The following is a 17,187-nucleotide window of genomic DNA, read 5'->3' on the forward strand; positions in this document are numbered from 1 at the left end:
GCGATGAATCAAGTTTTATATTGAAACCTAACTTATGACAAGCGGGGCCTTGCATTCGCCCGTCTCCCCCCGGCAAATGGGCCTGCAGGAGAGCGTTACATGGCCGATCAGTTACTCTACCCCGTCACTCCCGAATGGGCGAAGCGCGCGCGGTTCGATGCGGCGGGATATGAGCAGCTTTACGGCCGATCGCTGGCCGATCCGGGCAGTTTCTGGCTCGAACAGGCGCGCCGGCTCGACTGGATCAAGCGGCCGGAGATCGCCGGAGACTGGTCTTTCGACGAAGCGGATTTCCGCATCCAATGGTTCGCCGACGGGAGGCTGAACGTCGCGGCGAACTGCCTCGACCGGCATCTGGCCCGGCGCGGTGAGCAGGTCGCGCTGATCTGGGAACCCGACGCACCGGAGGAAGAGCCGAAGCGTTTCACCTATCGTCAGTTGCATGCCGAAGTGTGCCGCTTTGCCAATGTGCTGAAAAGCCAGGGTGCGAAGAAGGGCGACCGCGTCACCATCTATATGCCGATGATCCCCGAGGCGGCGTTCGCGATCCTGGCCTGTGCGCGGATCGGGGCGATCCATTCGGTGGTGTTCGGCGGCTTCTCGCCCGAAGCGCTGGCGGGGCGGATCACCGATTGCGATTCGAGCATTGTCGTGACCGCCGATGAAGGGCGTCGCGGCGGCAAGAAGGTCCCGCTCAAGGCCAATGTCGATGCCGCCGCCGAGCGCGCGCCGGCACTGCAGACGGTGATCGTAGTCCGGGCGACCGGCGGCGAGGTGACGATGCGCGAAGGGCGCGACGTCTGGTATCACGAGGCCGCGGTGAATGAGGCAACGACCTGCCCGCCCGAGCCGATGGGCGCTGAGGACCCGCTGTTCATCCTCTATACCAGCGGATCGACCGGCCAGCCCAAGGGTGTGCTGCACAGCAGCGGCGGCTATCTGCTATGGGCCAGCCTGACGCATGAGCTCGCCTTCGACTATCGCCCCGGCGATGTGTGGTGGTGCGCGGCCGATATCGGCTGGGTCACCGGCCACAGCTATATCCTCTACGGCCCGCTCGCCAATGGCGCGACGACCCTGATGTATGAAGGGCTGCCCAACTGGCCCGATGCAAGCCGCATCTGGCAAGTGGTCGACCGGCACAAGGTGCACACCATCTTCACCGCGCCGACCGCGCTGCGCGCGCTCATGAAGGATGGCGATGAGTTCGTCACCAAGACCGACCGCTCTTCGCTCAAATTACTCGGCACGGTCGGCGAACCGATCAATCCGGAAGCCTGGCGTTGGTATCATGAAGTGGTCGGTGAAGGCCGCTGCCCGATCATCGACACCTGGTGGCAAACCGAGACCGGCGGGGCGATGATCGCGCCGATGCCCGGCGCGACCGACCTGAAGCCGGGCAGCGCGACGCGGCCGATGCCGGGGGTCGATCCGCAACTGGTCGATGCCGAGGGTGAGGTACTGAACGGCGCGACCGAGGGCAATCTCGTCATCGCGCGGAGCTGGCCGGGACAGATGCGCACCGTGTGGGGCGATCATGCGCGCTTCTTCCAGACCTATTTCACCACCTATCCGGGCAAATATTTCACCGGCGACGGCGCGCGGCGCGACGAGGATGGCTATTGGTGGATCACTGGCCGGGTCGATGATGTGATCAACGTGTCGGGCCACCGCATGGGCACTGCAGAGGTCGAATCCGCGCTGGTGCTCCATCCGCAGGTCGCCGAGGCGGCAGTGGTCGGCATGCCGCACGACATCAAGGGCCAGGGCATCTATGCCTATGTCACGCTCAATTCGGGCGAGACGGCGTCGGACGAATTGCGCGGCACGCTGATCAAATGGGTACGCAGCGAAATCGGCCCGATCGCTGCGCCCGACAAACTGCAGTTCGCGCCGGGTCTGCCCAAGACAAGGTCGGGCAAGATCATGCGCCGCATCCTGCGCAAGATCGCCGAGGGCGATGTTTCGTCGCTTGGCGACACCAGCACATTGGCGGATCCGGCGGTGGTCGACGATCTGGTGGCCAACCGGGTGGGATGAAACAAGAACAGTCCCGAGACGCGATTTCCGAAAGAGATCGCTTCCCCGGCACAGGCCGGGGCCCAGTCGGGAAACAGGCGATCATTGTCGCTGCGCCCAGTTATATCGACCTTTCCGACTGGGCCCCGGCCTGCGCCGGGGAAGCATCTCTCGAGGAATTGCAGGACCTCACCAAGGCAAGACGCTGAGCCAAGTGACCGGCCGCCTCGAACTTCTCCAGACCGACATCACCAAATTGAAGGTCGATGCGATCGTCAACGCGGCGAATTCGTCGCTGCTTGGCGGTGGTGGGGTGGATGGCGCGATTCACCGCGCCGCCGGCCCCGAACTGCTCGACGAATGCCGCAAGCTGCGCAGCCTTGGCGGGTGCAAGACCGGTGACGCCAAATTGACGCGCGGTTATCGACTGCCGGCCGGACATATCATCCATACCGTCGGACCGGTGTGGCAGGACGGGTTGCACCGCGAGCCTGAATTGCTCGCCAGCTGCTATCGGTGCTGCTTCGCGATTGCCCGCGAGCAAGGCTTTGGCAGCCTCGCCTTTCCGGCGATCAGTTGCGGCGTCTATCGCTTTCCGCCGGATCAGGCGGCGGCAATTGCCGTGGCGGAATGCAACACCGAACTCGCCGCCAATCCGGCGCTTGAGCAAATTATCCTCGTCACTTTCGATGCGGCGGTGACGCGCGCTTATGAGCGAGCGACGGCCGAGGATTAACCCGACTTCCTGCGTCGTATCACTTACTATTTTATCTTAGTATTTGATATATAATGATATTATAGAGACCCCTCCGCGAAGGAGAAGGCCCGAGATACGACACAACCGGTGTCCCATATCTCCCCCAGCCCCATCACCGGCAGAGATTCAACCGTCACACAGGATCGTGCATGTCATCGTTCGCCGGGCTGGTGCCGGCACGCTCTTTCTCAGTGTTGAAAACATCAGAGCCGCTCCTCAACGTCTGAGATAATGCACGATGCTCCGGTGAAATACGGCGACCGAAGCGCCGGTCAAAACAGCATGACGAGGATCGCCGCCAGCAGCGCCGGCAGGCCGAGCATCAATGCGACGCGCGAACGCCACGACATCAGCAGCACCAGCACCGCCCCCGCCACGCAGAGCTGCCCGATCCAGCCGACCACGCCCTGAGCAACGCCGAAGCGCAGCATGGCCGCCAGCACGGAGAGCAGCAGCAGCAGCACTCCGAGCTTCCGCGCAACGGCGGGCGAAGCCATCAACGATAGCGGCGACATCGGCCGATGCTTGGCGCGCGCCAGCGCGAGATTAGCGAGCGCAGCATAGGCAATCAGGCCGGATTCAAGCGGCATCGGCCATCTCCCGTTCGACGCGCGCAGGCGCAGACCGGCGCGGGCGCACGGGCGCTCGTTTCGGCCGACTGGCGCGCCATGCGCCAAAGCCAAGCAGCAGCGCGATTGCGAACGTCGCGAGATCGAAGGCGAGAAACAGCGTGTCGCCGGCCCGGATGCTGTGGATGAACCCACGATCGGTGGTCAGCGCGTTGACGATCGGCAATGCCGCAAAGGCAGCTGCCGCGATCGCGAGCGTTTCCGGCCAGGCACGGTGCACCGGTCGCAGCAATGACAGCGCCGCGAGCCCGAACCACACCCAGAACATCGTCGCGACCTCCATATCGGCGCGCTTCGGCAATTCGGCCGGGATCAGGCGATTGGCGAGGAGATAGGCGGCCATGCCCGCCGGCAGACAGGCGATCGCGCCGATGTTCAGCCGCTCGACCAGCCGGAATCCGAAAAACGGCTTCGCGCCGGGCTTGCGCCTCTTGGCGGTCCACAGCAGCAGCCCAGTGCCGACCATCGCCGCGCCGGTCAGCCCAAGCAGGAAATAGGTCCAGCGCAAAACCGGCCCGGCGAAGGAGCCGAGATGAAGGCCTAGCATCACCCCGGCGGTGGCGATTGCGGGTCCGGGCGGATCGGACGCGGTCAGGCGGTGGCCGTCCGCACCCGAATAGCTGATCGATGCGCTGCGGGCATTGAGCCGATCTGCGCCGCTGCGGGAAATCGTGACGATCGCGGCCGCGTCATTGGGATTGCGGATGACGACCCGATCGGGCCGGCCGCCCTGCCATTCGCGCGCCGCGGCACTCACCAGCGGGCCGATCGGGGTCAGCGCTACCGCACGGCCCATCGCCTCGCGTTCGGGCTCCGCGCCGTACGCCTCGGTCGCGAAGACCGCCGGCGACTTGTAGTTGGCGGTGATCGGCCAGGGCATGTACATTACGACCAGGGTGATCAGGCCGGTATAGGTGATCATCGCGTGAAAAGGCAGCGCAAGCACCGCCGAGACATTATGCGCATCGAGCCAGCTTCGCTGTCCCTTGCCCCAGCGCAGCGTGAAGAAATCGATGAAGATCCGCTTATGCGTGACGACGCCCGAAATGATCGCGGCCAGCATGAAGATCGCGCACAGCCCGGCGAGCCACCGGCCCCAGGGATGCGGCAGCTGCAGCTGGAAATGGAAGCGATAGAAATGTTCGCCGCCGCGCGTGTCGCGTGCCGCGAGTTCGGCGCCCGTCGCCGGATCGAGCTTGATTTCGGCACGGCGCGGCGTTGGCGGCGCCTTCGGATCCGGATTGGGTTTCGCGCGCGCAAAGATGCGGGTTTCGGTGGTCCGCTCATCGGGCAGATAGATAAACCATTGCTCGTCATGCGGCGACGTCGCCTGCATATGCGCGACTGCCGTCTCCGCCGCTCGCGCTGGTGTCACGGCCTTGAGGTCGAGTTCGGGCTGCATCCAGCGGGTGATTTCCGGGCGGAAATAGCTCGCAGTGCCAGTCAGGAACATGGCAAACAGGATCCAGCCCGCCAACAGGCCGAGCCAAGTGTGGATCCACGCCATCGCCTGGCGCAAGCCCCTTGCCTTCTCGCCGCTCGTCGTCACGCGCGGACGCCCAGCAGCCAGAGCGCGCCGATGGCCAGGATGGCGGTCCCCCAGATGATTCCCGTCACGCGCGTGAGCCGCGGTTCGTAAAAGGCCCAGAGCCCGAGCAGCGCGAAGAACAGGAAGGACAGGATCATGCCCCATGCGGTCGCCTCGGCGCGCGCAATGGGCAGCAGCCGCGCCAGCAATGAGGCCAGCCCAGCCGCCGCGACATAGCCGCCCACCAGCGCGGTGAGGCAGCGCACAGCCATCTGCAGGCCGCGTAATCCGCGCCTTTTGCTTCCCGAGAGTCCGCCGACCGACACGCCATTCCCTTTCAAGTCGTGGCTTGCCTCTACGCGGAAGCTTCCCTAACGGCAATTGCGAATCGTTAGCAATAATTCCAAAGGGACAGACAATGAGCGTTCAGCGGCCTCGGCAATCCGGCAGATTTGGCGTTTCTCTGGCGGCGCTGGCGGCCCTGCTGGCCATCGTTCCGGCCGTCGCCCATGCCGAAAATGCTGTCGCCCCCGATGATGCAGTTACCGATCATGCCGACGCTGAGGCCGGGCGCGAAGAGATCATCGTCACCGGCCTCAGGCTCAAACAGGCCGGATCGGGCACCAAGACCGACACGCCGCTCATGCTGACGCCGCAAAGCATCACGGTGATCGACAATGAGGAACTGACTCGCCGCAACGCGCTGTCGATCAACCAGGCGCTCGGCTATGTCGCCGGCGTATCTCCCAACCAGCGCGGAGCGATGGTCACGCGCTACGATCAGCTCATCCTGCGCGGCTTCGCCCCCGGCGTGTTCCTCGATGGCATGCGCCTGATCGCCGGCCCCTATTCCACGCCGCAGATCGACTTCAACCGGGTCGACCATATCGATGTGGTCAAGGGTCCGGCTTCGGTCCTCTATGGCAGTTCGACGCCGGGCGGGCTGGTCAACCTGACCAGCAAGATGCCCGAGGCCGGTGCGTTCGGGCGGATCGAGGCGCAGCTCGGCAATTACGACACGCGGCGCGGCGCGATCGATATCAACCAGCCGCTCACCAGCGACGGCAAGCTGCTCGGTCGTGTCGTCGCCGGCTGGCAGAAGGGCGACGGCCTGACCAAAGGCACGGTCAGCGAGCGCTATCATGTCAGCCCGATGCTGACCTTCGCACCAGGGCCCGACACCAGCCTGACGTTGATCGCCACCTATCAGCACGCACCGAGCGGTGGCGGCTATTCCGGCGTGCCGGCTTATGGGACGGTATTGCCTACCCCCAAGGGCGTGCTGCCGCGCAACATCAATACCGGGGACCCCGGCTATGAGCGCTACAATCACAAGGCGAAATCGATCGCGGCGCTGTTCCGTCACGATTTCAACGAGCATCTGACCTTCCGGTCCAATTTCCGGTTCCAGAACAATGAATTATCCTACCGCCAGCTCTATGTTGCCGGCTTCGCGACGACCGGGACCGGGCTGGCGCGCAACAGCAATTTCGGCGTCATCACGCGCGGCGGCGGCGGCGCGGACGAGGATTTCGATACTCTGACGATCGACAATAGCCTGAATGCGAAGTTCGAGACGGCGGGAATCCAGCACAACCTGCTTATCGGCATCGACTATCAGCATATCGCCGGCGAGAATTTCCAGCAGTTCAACACCGGCCAGACGGCGGATCCGCTGACCAGCATCCCCAATCTCAACCTGTTCGCACCGACCTATCGCGGCCCCCTGCCCAGCTTCGACCTGACCAAGCTGTCGCCCAATTATATCAACACCTATGGCAAGCGCGACCAGACCGGCGTCTATATCCAGGACCAGATCAGCATTGGCCGGCTGCAGCTGATCGCGAGTGGCCGCTTCGACAGCTATGACCAGACCACGCTGAACAAGAATCCGGTCACGCCCGCCGCCCGCCTCGCTCCGGTCACCAAGCTCTCGCAGAATGCCTTCACGATGCGACTGGGCGCACTTTACGAGTTCGATTTCGGCGTCTCGCCCTATTTCAGCTATTCGGAATCGTTCGAGCCGCAAGCCGGCACGACCTATCTCGGCGTCCCGTTCGAACCCGTGACCGGGCGGCAATATGAAGGCGGGATCAAATTCCAGCCCCGCGGCACCAATGCGATCTTCACTGTGTCGGTCTATGACCTGCGCCGCCAGAAGGTGCCGGTATCGGATCCGGCCGCGGGCACCAACGGCATCCCGACCAATGCCCAGATCCAGATCGGCGAAGTCCGCGTGCGCGGCGTCGAGTTCGAAGGGCGCGGCCAGATTTTTCCCGGTTTCGACGTGGTTGCCGCCGCCAGCTACACCGACGCCATCATTACTCAAGGCACAGCGGCAATCGCACCTACCGCGATCAACAGCGGTACGCCCACGACCACCGGCACGCGCCAGCTCGGCACGCCGAAATATATGGCCTCGACCTTCCTGTCCTATGATTTGGGCAAGGGCAGCAGCGTGTCCGGGCCGTTATCTGGCCTCAGCATTGGCGGCGGCGTGCGCTATGTCGCGGGATCGGACGGCACGACCACCTATGCCGTGATCAACAACGTCACGACCTTCCAGCGTTTCCACACCCAGGGGTTCGTGCTGGTCGATGCGCTGATCGGCTACGATCTGGGTCAGGCGTCGCCCGCGCTGCGCGGCTGGGGGCTGGCGGTCAACGCCGCCAATCTGTTCGACAAGACGCACATCAGCGCCTGCCCGTTCAGCAACAGCTGCTATTACGGCGCACCGCGCACCGTGATCGGATCGCTGCGCTATAATTGGTAAGGGTTCTGCGTCGAGGCGGCGGCCCTTGAGCGGGCCGCCGCCGGCTCAGGCCGGCACGTCACCCCTGATCGTCACCCGGTTGCCATAACGCCGCGCCGGCCAGTAATCCCAGATCGCATGGTGCTGGGCGCAACGATTGTCCCAGAAGGCGAGCGTGCCCGGCGTCCAGCGGAAGCGGCACTGGAACATCGGGTGCGCCAGGTGCTCGAACAGATGGCGCAGCACTGCTGCGCTTTCATGCGGTGCGACACCGGCCAGCCCGGTGGTGAAGCCGGAATTGACGAACAGCGCCTTGCGCCCGGTCACCGGATGGGTGCGCACCACCGGATGGATCGAGCGCGGATATTTCGGCCGGTCCGCCACGCCGAGATCGGCATAAAGGCCGCGATAGACATGTTCGCCATCATGCACCGCGCGCAGATCTGCCAGATACACCTTCATCCGGTCCGACAGCGCATCATAGGCAGCGTACATATTGGCGAACACGGTGTCGCCGCCGACCGGCGGGCATTCGCGGATATACAGCATGCTGCCGAGCGGCGGTTCAGCATCGCAGGACACGTCGCTGTGCCAGCCCTCGCCATTGGCGCGCACGCTGTTCTCGTCCGCGGCGATGATCATCAGTTCGGGATGGCCGGGTTCGCTCGGCGCGGCGGGATGGATATGGAGATCGCCGAACATCCGCCCAAAGGCGATATGCCGCTCAGCCGACAAATGCTGATCGCGAAAGAAGATTACGAGGTTTTCGGCAAAAGCGCGCTCGATCTCGGCAAAGACTTCGGGCGCGATGTCGGCGTCGAGATCCACGCCCGAAATCTCCGCACCAATCGCCGGGGTCAGCTGGTCGACGCGGATATGACCATAGGATTGCTGCGGCGCGCGCGAGAAGATTTCGACATGGCCGGGACGCTGCAGCCCAGGCTTCGCCATGGTCGGTGTGTCCTGCATCGTCACTCTCCCATCTTGCCCGGCCCGAGCGCGCGGCCCGCGCAATAGAATGCCGCCGCCGACAGGCCGTTGACCAGAAACAATCCGGCCAGCGCAATGCCCAGCGCATCCGCACCGAATTCCGGCGTCAGCAGATCGCTCGCGAAACCGACACAGGCCGGACCCAGGCCCAGACCGATCAGATTCTGGATGAAGATCATCAGCGCGGCGGCACTGGCCCGTTCGCCCGGGCCGGCGACGCCCTGGACCAGCGCATAGGTCGATGGCTGATACAGCGCGTTAAGGAACGTCGCCGCAGCAAGCCCGAGCAGCGCGAGGGTCAGCGACTGAGTCAGTAATGCCGGCACACCGAACGCCGCGGCGGCCAGCACCGTGACCGCCGGCCACCAACCGAGCCAGCGCCGGTCGCTCTGCGCAAGACGATCGCCGATCGCGCCACCCGCCAGGCTGCCGATGAGGCCGGCCGCCGCGCCGATTGTGCCGAGCAGCAGCCCAGCCTGGGCCGGGCCGATACCATGGCTGCGTTCGAGCCAGGGCACAGCCCAGATCAGCCCGTAGGTCACCATCAGATGCAATGCCGATCCCGCCACGCACCAGCGGAACGGTGCGCTACCGAGCAACCGCTTATAGGCCGGCCAGGGCGAACCGCCGGGCATGGTGGTTCGCGCCGGCTCCCTGATCAGCAGCCGGACGAGGATCGCGACCAGCACGCCGGGCGCGCCGATCGCGATAAAGGCGGTGCGCCAGCCATAATGCTGAGTCAGCCACCCGCCGCCGACCATGGCGATGAAGGTCCCGGCGGAAATCCCGGCAACCAGCACGGCAAAGGCGCTCGACCGTCGCTCCGGCGCAATGGTGTCGGCGATCAGAGAATGGCTGGTCGGGGCGTAGCCAGCCTCCCCCGCCGCCACGCCGATCCGTGAGAGCAACAGTCCGAGCGGGGCCGTGACGACGCCGCACAGCATCGTTGCGGCACTCCACCAGGCGAGACACCAGGCCAGCAAATTGCGCCGGTTGAAGCGATCTGCGACCCAGGCCAGCGGCAGGCCGAGCGGCGGATAGACCAGGGCAAAAGCCGTCCCGCCGAGCAAGCCGATCATCGTGTCCGACAGGCCGAATTCGCGCTTGATCGGCTGGGCGGCGATGCCAATCAACTGACGATCCGCCATGTTGAGCGACGAGACAAGAAACATCAGCAGCAGGAACAGCAATACCGAGCGCCCGCGCGCCGGCGATTGAGCGTCGCCCTTCGGATCGATCGATGCCATGGCGGCGAAGTTATCAATATTATCGATAATTACAAACGGCTCTTTTATGCTGTGAGTGGCCCGCTCTGGCGATTGCCTCGTATCCGGCTCACCGCTATGCCACGGCAATACACCTTAATAGGGGCACTCCATGCGCATTTCCGTCCTAGTTCGTCTCACCGCGGCCACCGCCGCCATCGCCATCGCCATCCCTGCGCTATCCAAGGACGCGGCGACCAAGGCTGCGCGTTACGGCACATTCGGCATCGACCAGACCGCGCGTCAGGCAGGGGTGAAGCCGGGCGACGATTTCTGGACCTATGCCAACGGTGGCTGGGCCGCGAAGACCGAGATTCCCGCCGACAAGGGCTCGGCCGGGTTCGGCTCGATCCTGTCCGACGAAGCCGAGGTCAATGTGCGCAAGATTCTCGACGACATGGCCGCCAACCCCGCGCAATATGGCGCGACCGGCAAGCAGGTCGGCGATTTCTATGCCAGCTGGATGGACACTGCCGGGATCGAGGCGAAAGGCACGGCACCGCTGAAGCCGTATCTCGCGAAGATCGCCGCGGTGAACGATCTGAGCGGGCTGCAGACGCTGTTCGCAACCGTCGGATATGCCTCGCCGGTCGGGATCGGGATCATCCCGGACCTGGCGGATCCGACGCGCTACACCGCCGCGGCCGGCCAGGGCGGTCTGGGCATGGCACGTGACAATTACCTGCTGCCAGGTGAAAAATACGACGGCTACCGCAAGGCTTACCGCGCCTATATCCAGCAGATCCAGGAACTGGCGGGCATCCCCGATGCCAGCGCCAAGGCTGATGCGATCATGGCGCTGGAAACAGCGATGGCCAAGGAGCAATGGTCGCCCGAGCAAAGCCGCGACATCGCCAAGCTGAACGATCCGCAGCCGCTTGCCGGACTGGAGAAAAAGGCCCCTGAGTTCGACTGGGCGCTGCTGCTGAAGACCTCCGGCCTCGATTCGTCACCGACCGTGCTGATGACTCAGAACACTGCGCTGACCGCGATGGGCAAGCTGCTGGTGGCGACCCCGCTGCAGACCTGGAAGGACTATCTCGCCTTCCACTTCGTCAGCGACCATGCGACCTTCCTGCCCAAGGCGTTCGACGATGCGCAGTTCAATTTCTTCTCCAAGACCCTGTCGGGCGTGCAGGTGCAGCGCGATCGCTGGAAGCGCGGTATCCAGCTGATGAACGGATCGCTCGGCGAGGCGGTCGGCCAGATCTATGTCGCGAAATATTTCCCGCCTGCAGCCGAAGCGCAAATGGGCGAACTGATCGAGAATCTGCGGGAGGCCTATCAGCAGCGCATTTCCGGATCGACCTGGATGGACGATGCGACCCGCAAGGCCGCACTGGTCAAGCTCGCCGCGTTCGAGCCGCGCATCGGCCACCCGGTGCGCTATGTCGATTATTCCTCGCTGAAGGTGGAACGTGGCGACCTGCTCGGCAATGCGATGCGCTCCGGCGAGTTCGAACAGCAGCTGCAGCTTTCGCGCTTCCCCAAGCCGGTCGATCGCAGCCTGTGGGACATGACCCCGCAGACGGTGAACGCCTATTACAACCCCCTGTCGAACCAGATCACGTTCCCGGCGGCGATCCTGCAGCCGCCCTTCTTCGATCCCAATGCCGATCCGGCGGTCAATTATGGCGCGATCGGTGCGATCATTGGTCATGAAATGGGCCATGGCTTCGACGACCAGGGCAGCCAGTTCGGCCCGACCGGCAAGTTCGAGAATTGGTGGACGCCCGCGGCGTCGACCGCTTTCAAGGGCAGCACCGGCGCGCTGGCCGCGCAGTATGACCAATATGAACCGGTCCCCGGTACCAAGATCAACGGCAAGCTGACGCTGGGCGAGAATATCGGCGATCTGGGCGGGGTCGAAGCGGCCTATACCGCGTACAAGATCTACCAGCAGAAGCATGGCAAGGCGCCGGTGATCGGCGGGCTGACCGGCGACCAGCGCTTCTTCCTTGCCTATGCCCAGGCCTGGCAGAGCAAGCGTCGCGAGGCCCTGGCGCGGCAATTGTTGCTCACCGATCCGCATTCGCCGGCGATGTTCCGGGTCAACGGCATCCTGCGCAATGTCGATGCCTGGTATGCGGCGTTCGACGTGAAGCCGGGCGACAAACTGTACCTGCCGCCTGAGAAGCGCGTTCACATCTGGTAAGCTGAGGGGGCTTTCCTCCCCGTTCGCCCTGAGCCTGTCGAAAGGCCGTTCTTCTTTCTCGGGTGTAAGAGAAGAAGGACGGTGCTTCGACAAGCTCAGCACGAACGGTTTTTCCTAGACCGCGCGCAGCCCGAGCCAGCGGCGAGCCGGCGGAACCCGTCGCAGCGCGAAACGCTCGATCATCAGCACGGCGATCAGCGATGCGCCAAACAGCGGCAGCAAAAGGCCGAGCACGATCACCACACTGATCAGCAATGCCCCGAAACGCGGGCGTGACAGCGGGATCGGCGCGCCGACCAGCCCAACCGGTCGCCGGCGCCACCACAATATTGTCCCCGATACCGCGAGCGTCACGAGCAGCACGGCGGCGAGCGTGCCGAGCAACTGGTTGGCGATACCGAACAGCGCCCCCTCATGCGCGGCGATGCCGTAGCCGACGGCGCGATCGATCCAGTGGCGCTGATCGAAATCGCGCCGGGCGAGGACCTCTCCGGTCCGGCCATCGATGGTCAGCTGCGTACGCAGCGGGCGATTGTCGGCGTCCGACGTGACCGTCCAGGCCTGCGCGCCGTCCGCCGGCGGTGCGACCAGCACCGGCGGCGCAATGCGCAGCGGCATGATCGCGCGCACGACGCGGTCGAGATCGCCGGCACGCGGTGCAAGATGCGCCATCGACATGCCCATATGTTCGGCATGCTCGTCGAGCATCGCGCGTTCGCCGGGCGGCGTAACGGCGGGCGGGGTGGCGACAGAGGCGGCGCCGGTCGGCCAGTCGACTGGGCCATCGGCGGTACCCGTAACCGCGCGTACCTCTTTGAAATAACTGCCCCACGCCTTGGCCCAGGGTAGTCCTGTCGTGATCAGGCCAAGCGCAAGCAACGAGACCCAGATCCCCGACACCGCATGGATGTCGCGCCAGAACAGGCGACGCCCCTGGCGCAGCCGCGGATAAAGCACCCCGCCGAGCCCGGTCGCGCCGCGCGGCCACCACAGATACAGGCCGGTCAGGATCATCATGATCGCCCAGCATGCGGCAAGCTCGACCAGATAGCTGCCGGGATTGCCCGCCATCAGTTCGCCGTGCAGGCGGAAGATGTAGCGCATGAAGCGCTCTTCCTCGCCGACCTGTTTCAGCACGTGAAGCGTTGCCGGATCGACATAGACGCGCGTCTGTATCTTGCCTGTGCTGACGATCACGCGCGCGGCATGGCCGGGTCCTTCGGGCAGTTCATATTTGTGCAGCCGCGCGCCCGGCACCGCCGCAAGCGCGGCGGCGACCTGCGCCTCGACACTCGCCGCCGGCGCGACCGCCAGCGTGTCATAAGGGCGGTCGATCCACCCTTCGATCTGCGGCTTCCAGGTGTAGATCGTACCGGTCAGCGCCAGCCAGATGACGAACGGCACGCACAGCAACGCGGCGTAGAAATGCCAGCGCCACACGGCATTATACCAGCGCGTTCCGGGCGGTTTGACGCTCATAATTTGATCCCCGCTTCGATGACGAAGGTGCGCTGCGGATAGGGATGGAAGACCCAGGCGCTGTCATTGGTGAGATTATTGACCCCGGCCGACAGCCTCAGGTTGTGCGCCAGATCGATGTTGGCCTTCACATCGAGCGCGAACAGCTCCGAGGTATAGCCATAGGCGTCGCCGCGCTGCAGCCCGTCGAGATCGGTATTGGGCCGGCTGGCATAACGCACGCCGACCACCGCCTGCAGCGACGGTGCGAGCCGCCAGCGCAGATTGCCGTTGAAGCGCCAGCTCGGGATGCGCGGAAATTGCACCCCTTCGGAGGCGCGATCGGCGCGATTGCGCACAGTTTCGGCATCGATCCAGGCGGCATTGGCATCGATATCCAGGCCCTGTGCCGGCCAGTCACGCACCTCCGCGATCAGCTCCGCCCCAAATTGGCGAGTCAGGTCGATATTCTTGAAGTTGGAGGTCGACACGCCAGCCTGATTGAAACCGACATAGCTGAAGATCGCATCGCGGATGCGCTGATAGAACAGGCTGCCGGTCAGCGTGACCGGACCGAAGCGTTTGCGCAGCAGGAAATTCGCGTCGCGGCTCTTCTCCGGTTTCAGGTTCGGATCGAAGCTGTTCTGATTGAAGCTGCCATCGCTGTTGAGCGATCCTTGGAACAACTCTCCAACGGTCGGGAAACGGGTCGCCAGCGCAAGGCTGAGTTCGGCTGCCCAGCCATCACCCAGGCCGCGCTTGAGCGCGAGCTTGGGACTGAACGCGGTTTCTGTCCGCGCGGCATACCGTTGCATGACCAATTGCCCGGCCTGCGCTCCGCTGGTGGCGCGCGCCGTCAGGCCGCCATCATAGCCGCGCCACCAATCGGCGCGCAGGCCAAGGATCAGCAGCGTATCGACATCGAGGGCGATCGCGTCCTCGGCAAAGACGCCGATCGTGCGCGTCCGCCCAAAGGTGCGGGTGCGCTGAGTCCGGCCGCTGGCGGCGCGCCAGTTGGTCGTGTCGAACACCGATTGGTCGGTCTCATAGAGATTGCCGTTCAAACCGAACGCCACGTCATGGCTGCCCAGTGTCCGGGTGACGAGCAGGTCGCCGGTATACCAGCCAGTCGGCCCCTGCTCGGTCACCTGCCCCGCGCCATTGGCGATGCCGGCAGCATAGCCGTTCGAGCTGCGGCTTTCCTGCCGGTCGAAACGCAGGGTCGAGAGATTGGCGCGCACATCGAAGCCGGCAACCGGCCCTTCCAGCTTCAGCCCCGCCAGCCATTCGTCCTTGGCGGCAAGGCCGAGACGAAAGCTGGTCGCTGGATTGAGCGTGTAGGTGTGTCCGGCGAAGCTCACCTGCCCGGTCGCATCGCCATAAAAGGGATTACCGGCCGCATCGCGCAGATAGGTTTTCGGGTGGAGCGTCTCTTCGCGGTTCCACCAATAGGTGAACAGCGCTTCGGCATGGAACTCGCCTTGGTCGAAGCGGAGTTGCGCACGGACCTGATCCTGGCGTGTGGCGACGGAACTGTAGTCGCCAATCACCGGGGCGACCACTTTCGTGCCCGCAACCGGGATCAGCGCCGGATCGGCATAGGCGCCGGCGACCGGCGTGCCGGCATTGGGCCTGCCGTAGAGCCCGGCGGAATAGCCGAACTGATAATATTGCATCGGCTGGCTGTCGTTGCGCAGCCGCCGCACCGAGGCGCGAAAGCCGAACGGGCTGTTGTCGGCCTTCAGCGCGAAGCCGGCTTCGGCGGCATAGCCGTAGAAATCGTCGCGCGTGCCATATTGGCGATAAGGCTGGACGAAGGCCTGCACGGTGCCGAACGCTTCGTTGCGGTCGGGCGCGCGGGTGGTGATATTGACGATGCCACCCATCGAATTGCCCGGATAACGCGCCGAATAGGGGCCGTAGACAATGTCGAACTGCTTGACCTCGGTCGGGCTGACAATGCCCCAGGCGGGCGGAAAGCCGAACGAATTGCCGAGGAAGTTGGAGACGACGAAGCCGTCGACCATTACCAGCGACCGGGCGCTTTGTGCGCTATGCGTACCGCGAAAGCCGGGCACGGCGTTATTGTCGCCGATATAGCGGGTGCGCACGAAGAAGTCGGGCGCATATTTGATCAGATCCTCGGTGTTAAAGGCATTGACGCCGTCGAATTGATCCTGGCCCAGACTGACCGACAGGCCACGCGGCTCGATCGAGATCGGCGCATCCTTCTGCCCGACGACCAGAATGTCATCCTTGCTCTGATCTTCATCGGCGGCATGGGCGGGAAGCGCGGTCGCGGCGGCGAACGCGCAGAATGACGCGCGCAACAGGGCGCGCACGGTGATTGGCATTGAAATTTTCCTGTCCGAACGGGTGCGCCCTCAGGCGCGAATGGGTTCAGACGAGGATCGGTGGTCCGGTTTGCGGCGGCGGCGGCGCGGCGAGACCACGACCGATCGACACGAGTTGCGGCGCCAGCGGCCGGTCAATGAAGTCCACCGGGAGCGGGACCGGCATCGCCACCGGATCAGCGGCGGCAAAGGCCTGACCCAGGCCGGCAAAAGTACAGGGGTGATCGGTCGCGCCGTCATGCTTGACCGGCGCTTTTTCATGCAGGGAACCGTCGGGTGCGAGCACCATCTCGACCGCGCCCATGCCGGTACACATCGAGATGACGATGCCGCCATTGGCGCCCATCGTCGGCATCCATCCCGCCGGGACCAGCGCACGCACCAGAATCGCGCACGCGAAAATCGCGAGAATCAGGCTGCGCCGCGCGGCGCTGATGGAATGATGCCCCCCATTGCCGCGCGTGTTTGGATCAGCCGCACCGGATCGGCAAGTGGACATTTGGTCCATCGTGGCGGCAAGGTGAGGTCCGATTAGGCAAAAAAGGCTGCCTCCCCGGCGAAGGCCGGGGCCCAGTTGGGGAAACAGCCTGGTTTCAATGGGTCCGCTCTACCAGCGTACAGAATCAGGCCGCTTCGCTCACCTTGGCATAGATGCTGTTGATCGGGCGCGACATCACCCGGCCGACCATCGGCTCGAAGAATTCAAGCGGCGCGCTGTCGTAATTGGGGTCGAACGCGGACTGATCGTATTTTTCGCAGAATTCGGCGCAGGCCTCGAAATGCGGATGGCCGCGATATTGTTCGCGCATGTCGCGGTCGCCGCCGATGTAATGGAAGAAATAATAGCCCTGGAACACGCCATGCGTGTTGGCGATCCAGTGCACTTCCTCCGAGACGAACGGCCGCAGCATCGCCGCGCCGATCTCGGGATGGTTGAACGAACCGAGCGTGTCGCCAATGTCATGGAGCAGCGCCATCACCACATAGGCCTCGTCGCGACCGTCGCGATGCGCGCGCGTCGCGGTCTGCAGCGAATGTTCCAGGCGATCGACCGGAAAACCACCATAATCGCCGTCGAGCAACTTGAGATGCGTGAGGACCCGCGCCGGCAACCCCTTTGAAAATTCACGAAAATGGCTGCCGATCAGACTCCAGTCCTGCTGGGTGCCCTCGGTCATGGCGGTGAACTGGGCGCGATCTGGGGTCACGTTCATGGCGTCTCTCCTACGGCACGCATCATACACAATTTTGCACTGGCATCCCAGCCATAGTAGGACAGG

Annotated in this window: 13 protein-coding genes; 4 read left to right on the forward strand and 9 right to left on the reverse strand. The window is 64.2% G+C overall.

The features are described from left to right. Positions 1 to 99 precede the first annotated feature (99 nt). Both acs and H3Z74_RS14120 read left to right on the forward strand, forming a co-directional pair. Positions 100 to 2,040 carry an acetate--CoA ligase gene (gene acs / locus H3Z74_RS14115; protein ID WP_187760271.1) on the forward strand — a complete coding sequence of 647 codons (1,941 nt, stop codon included), beginning with the start codon at positions 100 to 102 and terminating at the stop codon, positions 2,038 to 2,040. A gap of 193 nt (positions 2,041 to 2,233) precedes the next feature. Further along, positions 2,234 to 2,755, forward strand: coding sequence for an O-acetyl-ADP-ribose deacetylase (locus H3Z74_RS14120; RefSeq protein ID WP_315443301.1), 522 nt, complete (start codon positions 2,234 to 2,236; stop codon positions 2,753 to 2,755). Positions 2,756 to 3,048: 293 nt separating this feature from the next. On the opposite strand, the gene H3Z74_RS14125 is transcribed toward H3Z74_RS14120, so the two are convergent. The 3 genes from H3Z74_RS14125 to H3Z74_RS14135 are packed head-to-tail and all read right to left on the reverse strand — an operon-like array spanning position 3,049 to position 5,205. After that, positions 3,049 to 3,366 carry a DUF3325 family protein gene (locus H3Z74_RS14125; RefSeq protein ID WP_187760273.1) on the reverse strand — a complete coding sequence of 106 codons (318 nt, stop codon included), beginning with the start codon at positions 3,364 to 3,366 and terminating at the stop codon, positions 3,049 to 3,051. Beyond that, positions 3,356 to 4,954 (reverse strand): PepSY-associated TM helix domain-containing protein, encoded by a 1,599-nt coding sequence (locus H3Z74_RS14130; RefSeq protein ID WP_229726580.1) that lies wholly within the window; start codon positions 4,952 to 4,954, stop codon positions 3,356 to 3,358. Before H3Z74_RS14130 ends, H3Z74_RS14125 begins: the two co-directional genes overlap by 11 nt. Next, positions 4,951 to 5,205 (reverse strand): iron transporter, encoded by a 255-nt coding sequence (locus H3Z74_RS14135; protein WP_187760274.1) that lies wholly within the window; start codon positions 5,203 to 5,205, stop codon positions 4,951 to 4,953. The genes H3Z74_RS14130 and H3Z74_RS14135 overlap by 4 nt, the downstream gene beginning before the upstream one ends. 146 nt (positions 5,206 to 5,351) lie before the next feature. Here H3Z74_RS14135 and H3Z74_RS14140 point away from each other — a divergent pair, with 146 nt between their 5' ends. Continuing rightward, a complete protein-coding gene (locus H3Z74_RS14140) occupies positions 5,352 to 7,706 on the forward strand; it encodes a TonB-dependent siderophore receptor (RefSeq protein ID WP_187760275.1) in 2,355 nt (784 codons plus the stop codon). A 45-nt stretch (positions 7,707 to 7,751) separates the two neighbouring features. Here H3Z74_RS14140 and H3Z74_RS14145 read toward each other — a convergent pair whose 3' ends face one another. Then, positions 7,752 to 8,654, reverse strand: a complete 903-nt coding sequence (locus H3Z74_RS14145) for a TauD/TfdA dioxygenase family protein (RefSeq protein ID WP_229726581.1) — start codon at positions 8,652 to 8,654, stop codon at positions 7,752 to 7,754. Positions 8,655 to 8,656: 2 nt separating this feature from the next. Further along, the gene (locus H3Z74_RS14150) at positions 8,657 to 9,922 is read right to left on the reverse strand and encodes a spinster family MFS transporter (protein WP_187760276.1); all 1,266 of its coding nucleotides are present in this window, start codon (positions 9,920 to 9,922) and stop codon (positions 8,657 to 8,659) included. A 130-nt stretch (positions 9,923 to 10,052) separates the two neighbouring features. Between H3Z74_RS14150 and H3Z74_RS14155 the strand changes: the two genes are divergently transcribed. Further along, the gene (locus H3Z74_RS14155; RefSeq protein WP_187760277.1) at positions 10,053 to 12,095 is read left to right on the forward strand and encodes a M13 family metallopeptidase; all 2,043 of its coding nucleotides are present in this window, start codon (positions 10,053 to 10,055) and stop codon (positions 12,093 to 12,095) included. A 114-nt stretch (positions 12,096 to 12,209) separates the two neighbouring features. Here the strand turns inward: H3Z74_RS14155 and H3Z74_RS14160 are convergent, their stop codons facing one another. The 4 genes from H3Z74_RS14160 to H3Z74_RS14175 form a co-directional block, all read right to left on the reverse strand. After that, positions 12,210 to 13,574 carry a PepSY-associated TM helix domain-containing protein gene (locus H3Z74_RS14160; protein ID WP_187760278.1) on the reverse strand — a complete coding sequence of 455 codons (1,365 nt, stop codon included), beginning with the start codon at positions 13,572 to 13,574 and terminating at the stop codon, positions 12,210 to 12,212. Then, positions 13,571 to 15,907 (reverse strand): TonB-dependent receptor, encoded by a 2,337-nt coding sequence (locus H3Z74_RS14165; RefSeq protein ID WP_229726582.1) that lies wholly within the window; start codon positions 15,905 to 15,907, stop codon positions 13,571 to 13,573. The genes H3Z74_RS14160 and H3Z74_RS14165 overlap by 4 nt, the downstream gene beginning before the upstream one ends. 46 nt (positions 15,908 to 15,953) lie before the next feature. After that, positions 15,954 to 16,415, reverse strand: coding sequence for a hypothetical protein (locus H3Z74_RS14170; RefSeq protein WP_229726583.1), 462 nt, complete (start codon positions 16,413 to 16,415; stop codon positions 15,954 to 15,956). Between the two features lie 115 nt (positions 16,416 to 16,530). Continuing rightward, positions 16,531 to 17,121 (reverse strand): HD domain-containing protein, encoded by a 591-nt coding sequence (locus H3Z74_RS14175; RefSeq protein WP_187760279.1) that lies wholly within the window; start codon positions 17,119 to 17,121, stop codon positions 16,531 to 16,533. Positions 17,122 to 17,187: the final 66 nt, after the last annotated feature.

Origin of the sequence: Sphingomonas alpina (assembly GCF_014490665.1) — a bacterium.
Classification (GTDB): Bacteria; Pseudomonadota; Alphaproteobacteria; order Sphingomonadales; family Sphingomonadaceae; genus Sphingomonas; species Sphingomonas alpina.

Bases quoted from the DNA above. Each gene is read 5' to 3' on its own strand.
- H3Z74_RS14175 (WP_187760279.1), bottom strand. From the start codon at position 17,121: ATGAACGTGACCCCAGATCGCGCCCAGTTCACCGCCATGACCGAGGGC.
- H3Z74_RS14155 (WP_187760277.1), top strand. From the start codon at position 10,053: ATGCGCATTTCCGTCCTAGTTCGTCTCACCGCGGCCACCGCCGCCATC.
- H3Z74_RS14140 (WP_187760275.1), top strand. From the start codon at position 5,352: ATGAGCGTTCAGCGGCCTCGGCAATCCGGCAGATTTGGCGTTTCTCTG.
- H3Z74_RS14170 (WP_229726583.1), bottom strand. From the start codon at position 16,415: ATGGACCAAATGTCCACTTGCCGATCCGGTGCGGCTGATCCAAACACG.
- H3Z74_RS14150 (WP_187760276.1), bottom strand. From the start codon at position 9,922: ATGGCATCGATCGATCCGAAGGGCGACGCTCAATCGCCGGCGCGCGGG.
- H3Z74_RS14165 (WP_229726582.1), bottom strand. From the start codon at position 15,907: ATGCCAATCACCGTGCGCGCCCTGTTGCGCGCGTCATTCTGCGCGTTC.
- H3Z74_RS14160 (WP_187760278.1), bottom strand. From the start codon at position 13,574: ATGAGCGTCAAACCGCCCGGAACGCGCTGGTATAATGCCGTGTGGCGC.
- H3Z74_RS14145 (WP_229726581.1), bottom strand. From the start codon at position 8,654: ATGCAGGACACACCGACCATGGCGAAGCCTGGGCTGCAGCGTCCCGGC.
- H3Z74_RS14135 (WP_187760274.1), bottom strand. From the start codon at position 5,205: ATGGCTGTGCGCTGCCTCACCGCGCTGGTGGGCGGCTATGTCGCGGCG.
- acs (WP_187760271.1), top strand. From the start codon at position 100: ATGGCCGATCAGTTACTCTACCCCGTCACTCCCGAATGGGCGAAGCGC.
- H3Z74_RS14125 (WP_187760273.1), bottom strand. From the start codon at position 3,366: ATGCCGCTTGAATCCGGCCTGATTGCCTATGCTGCGCTCGCTAATCTC.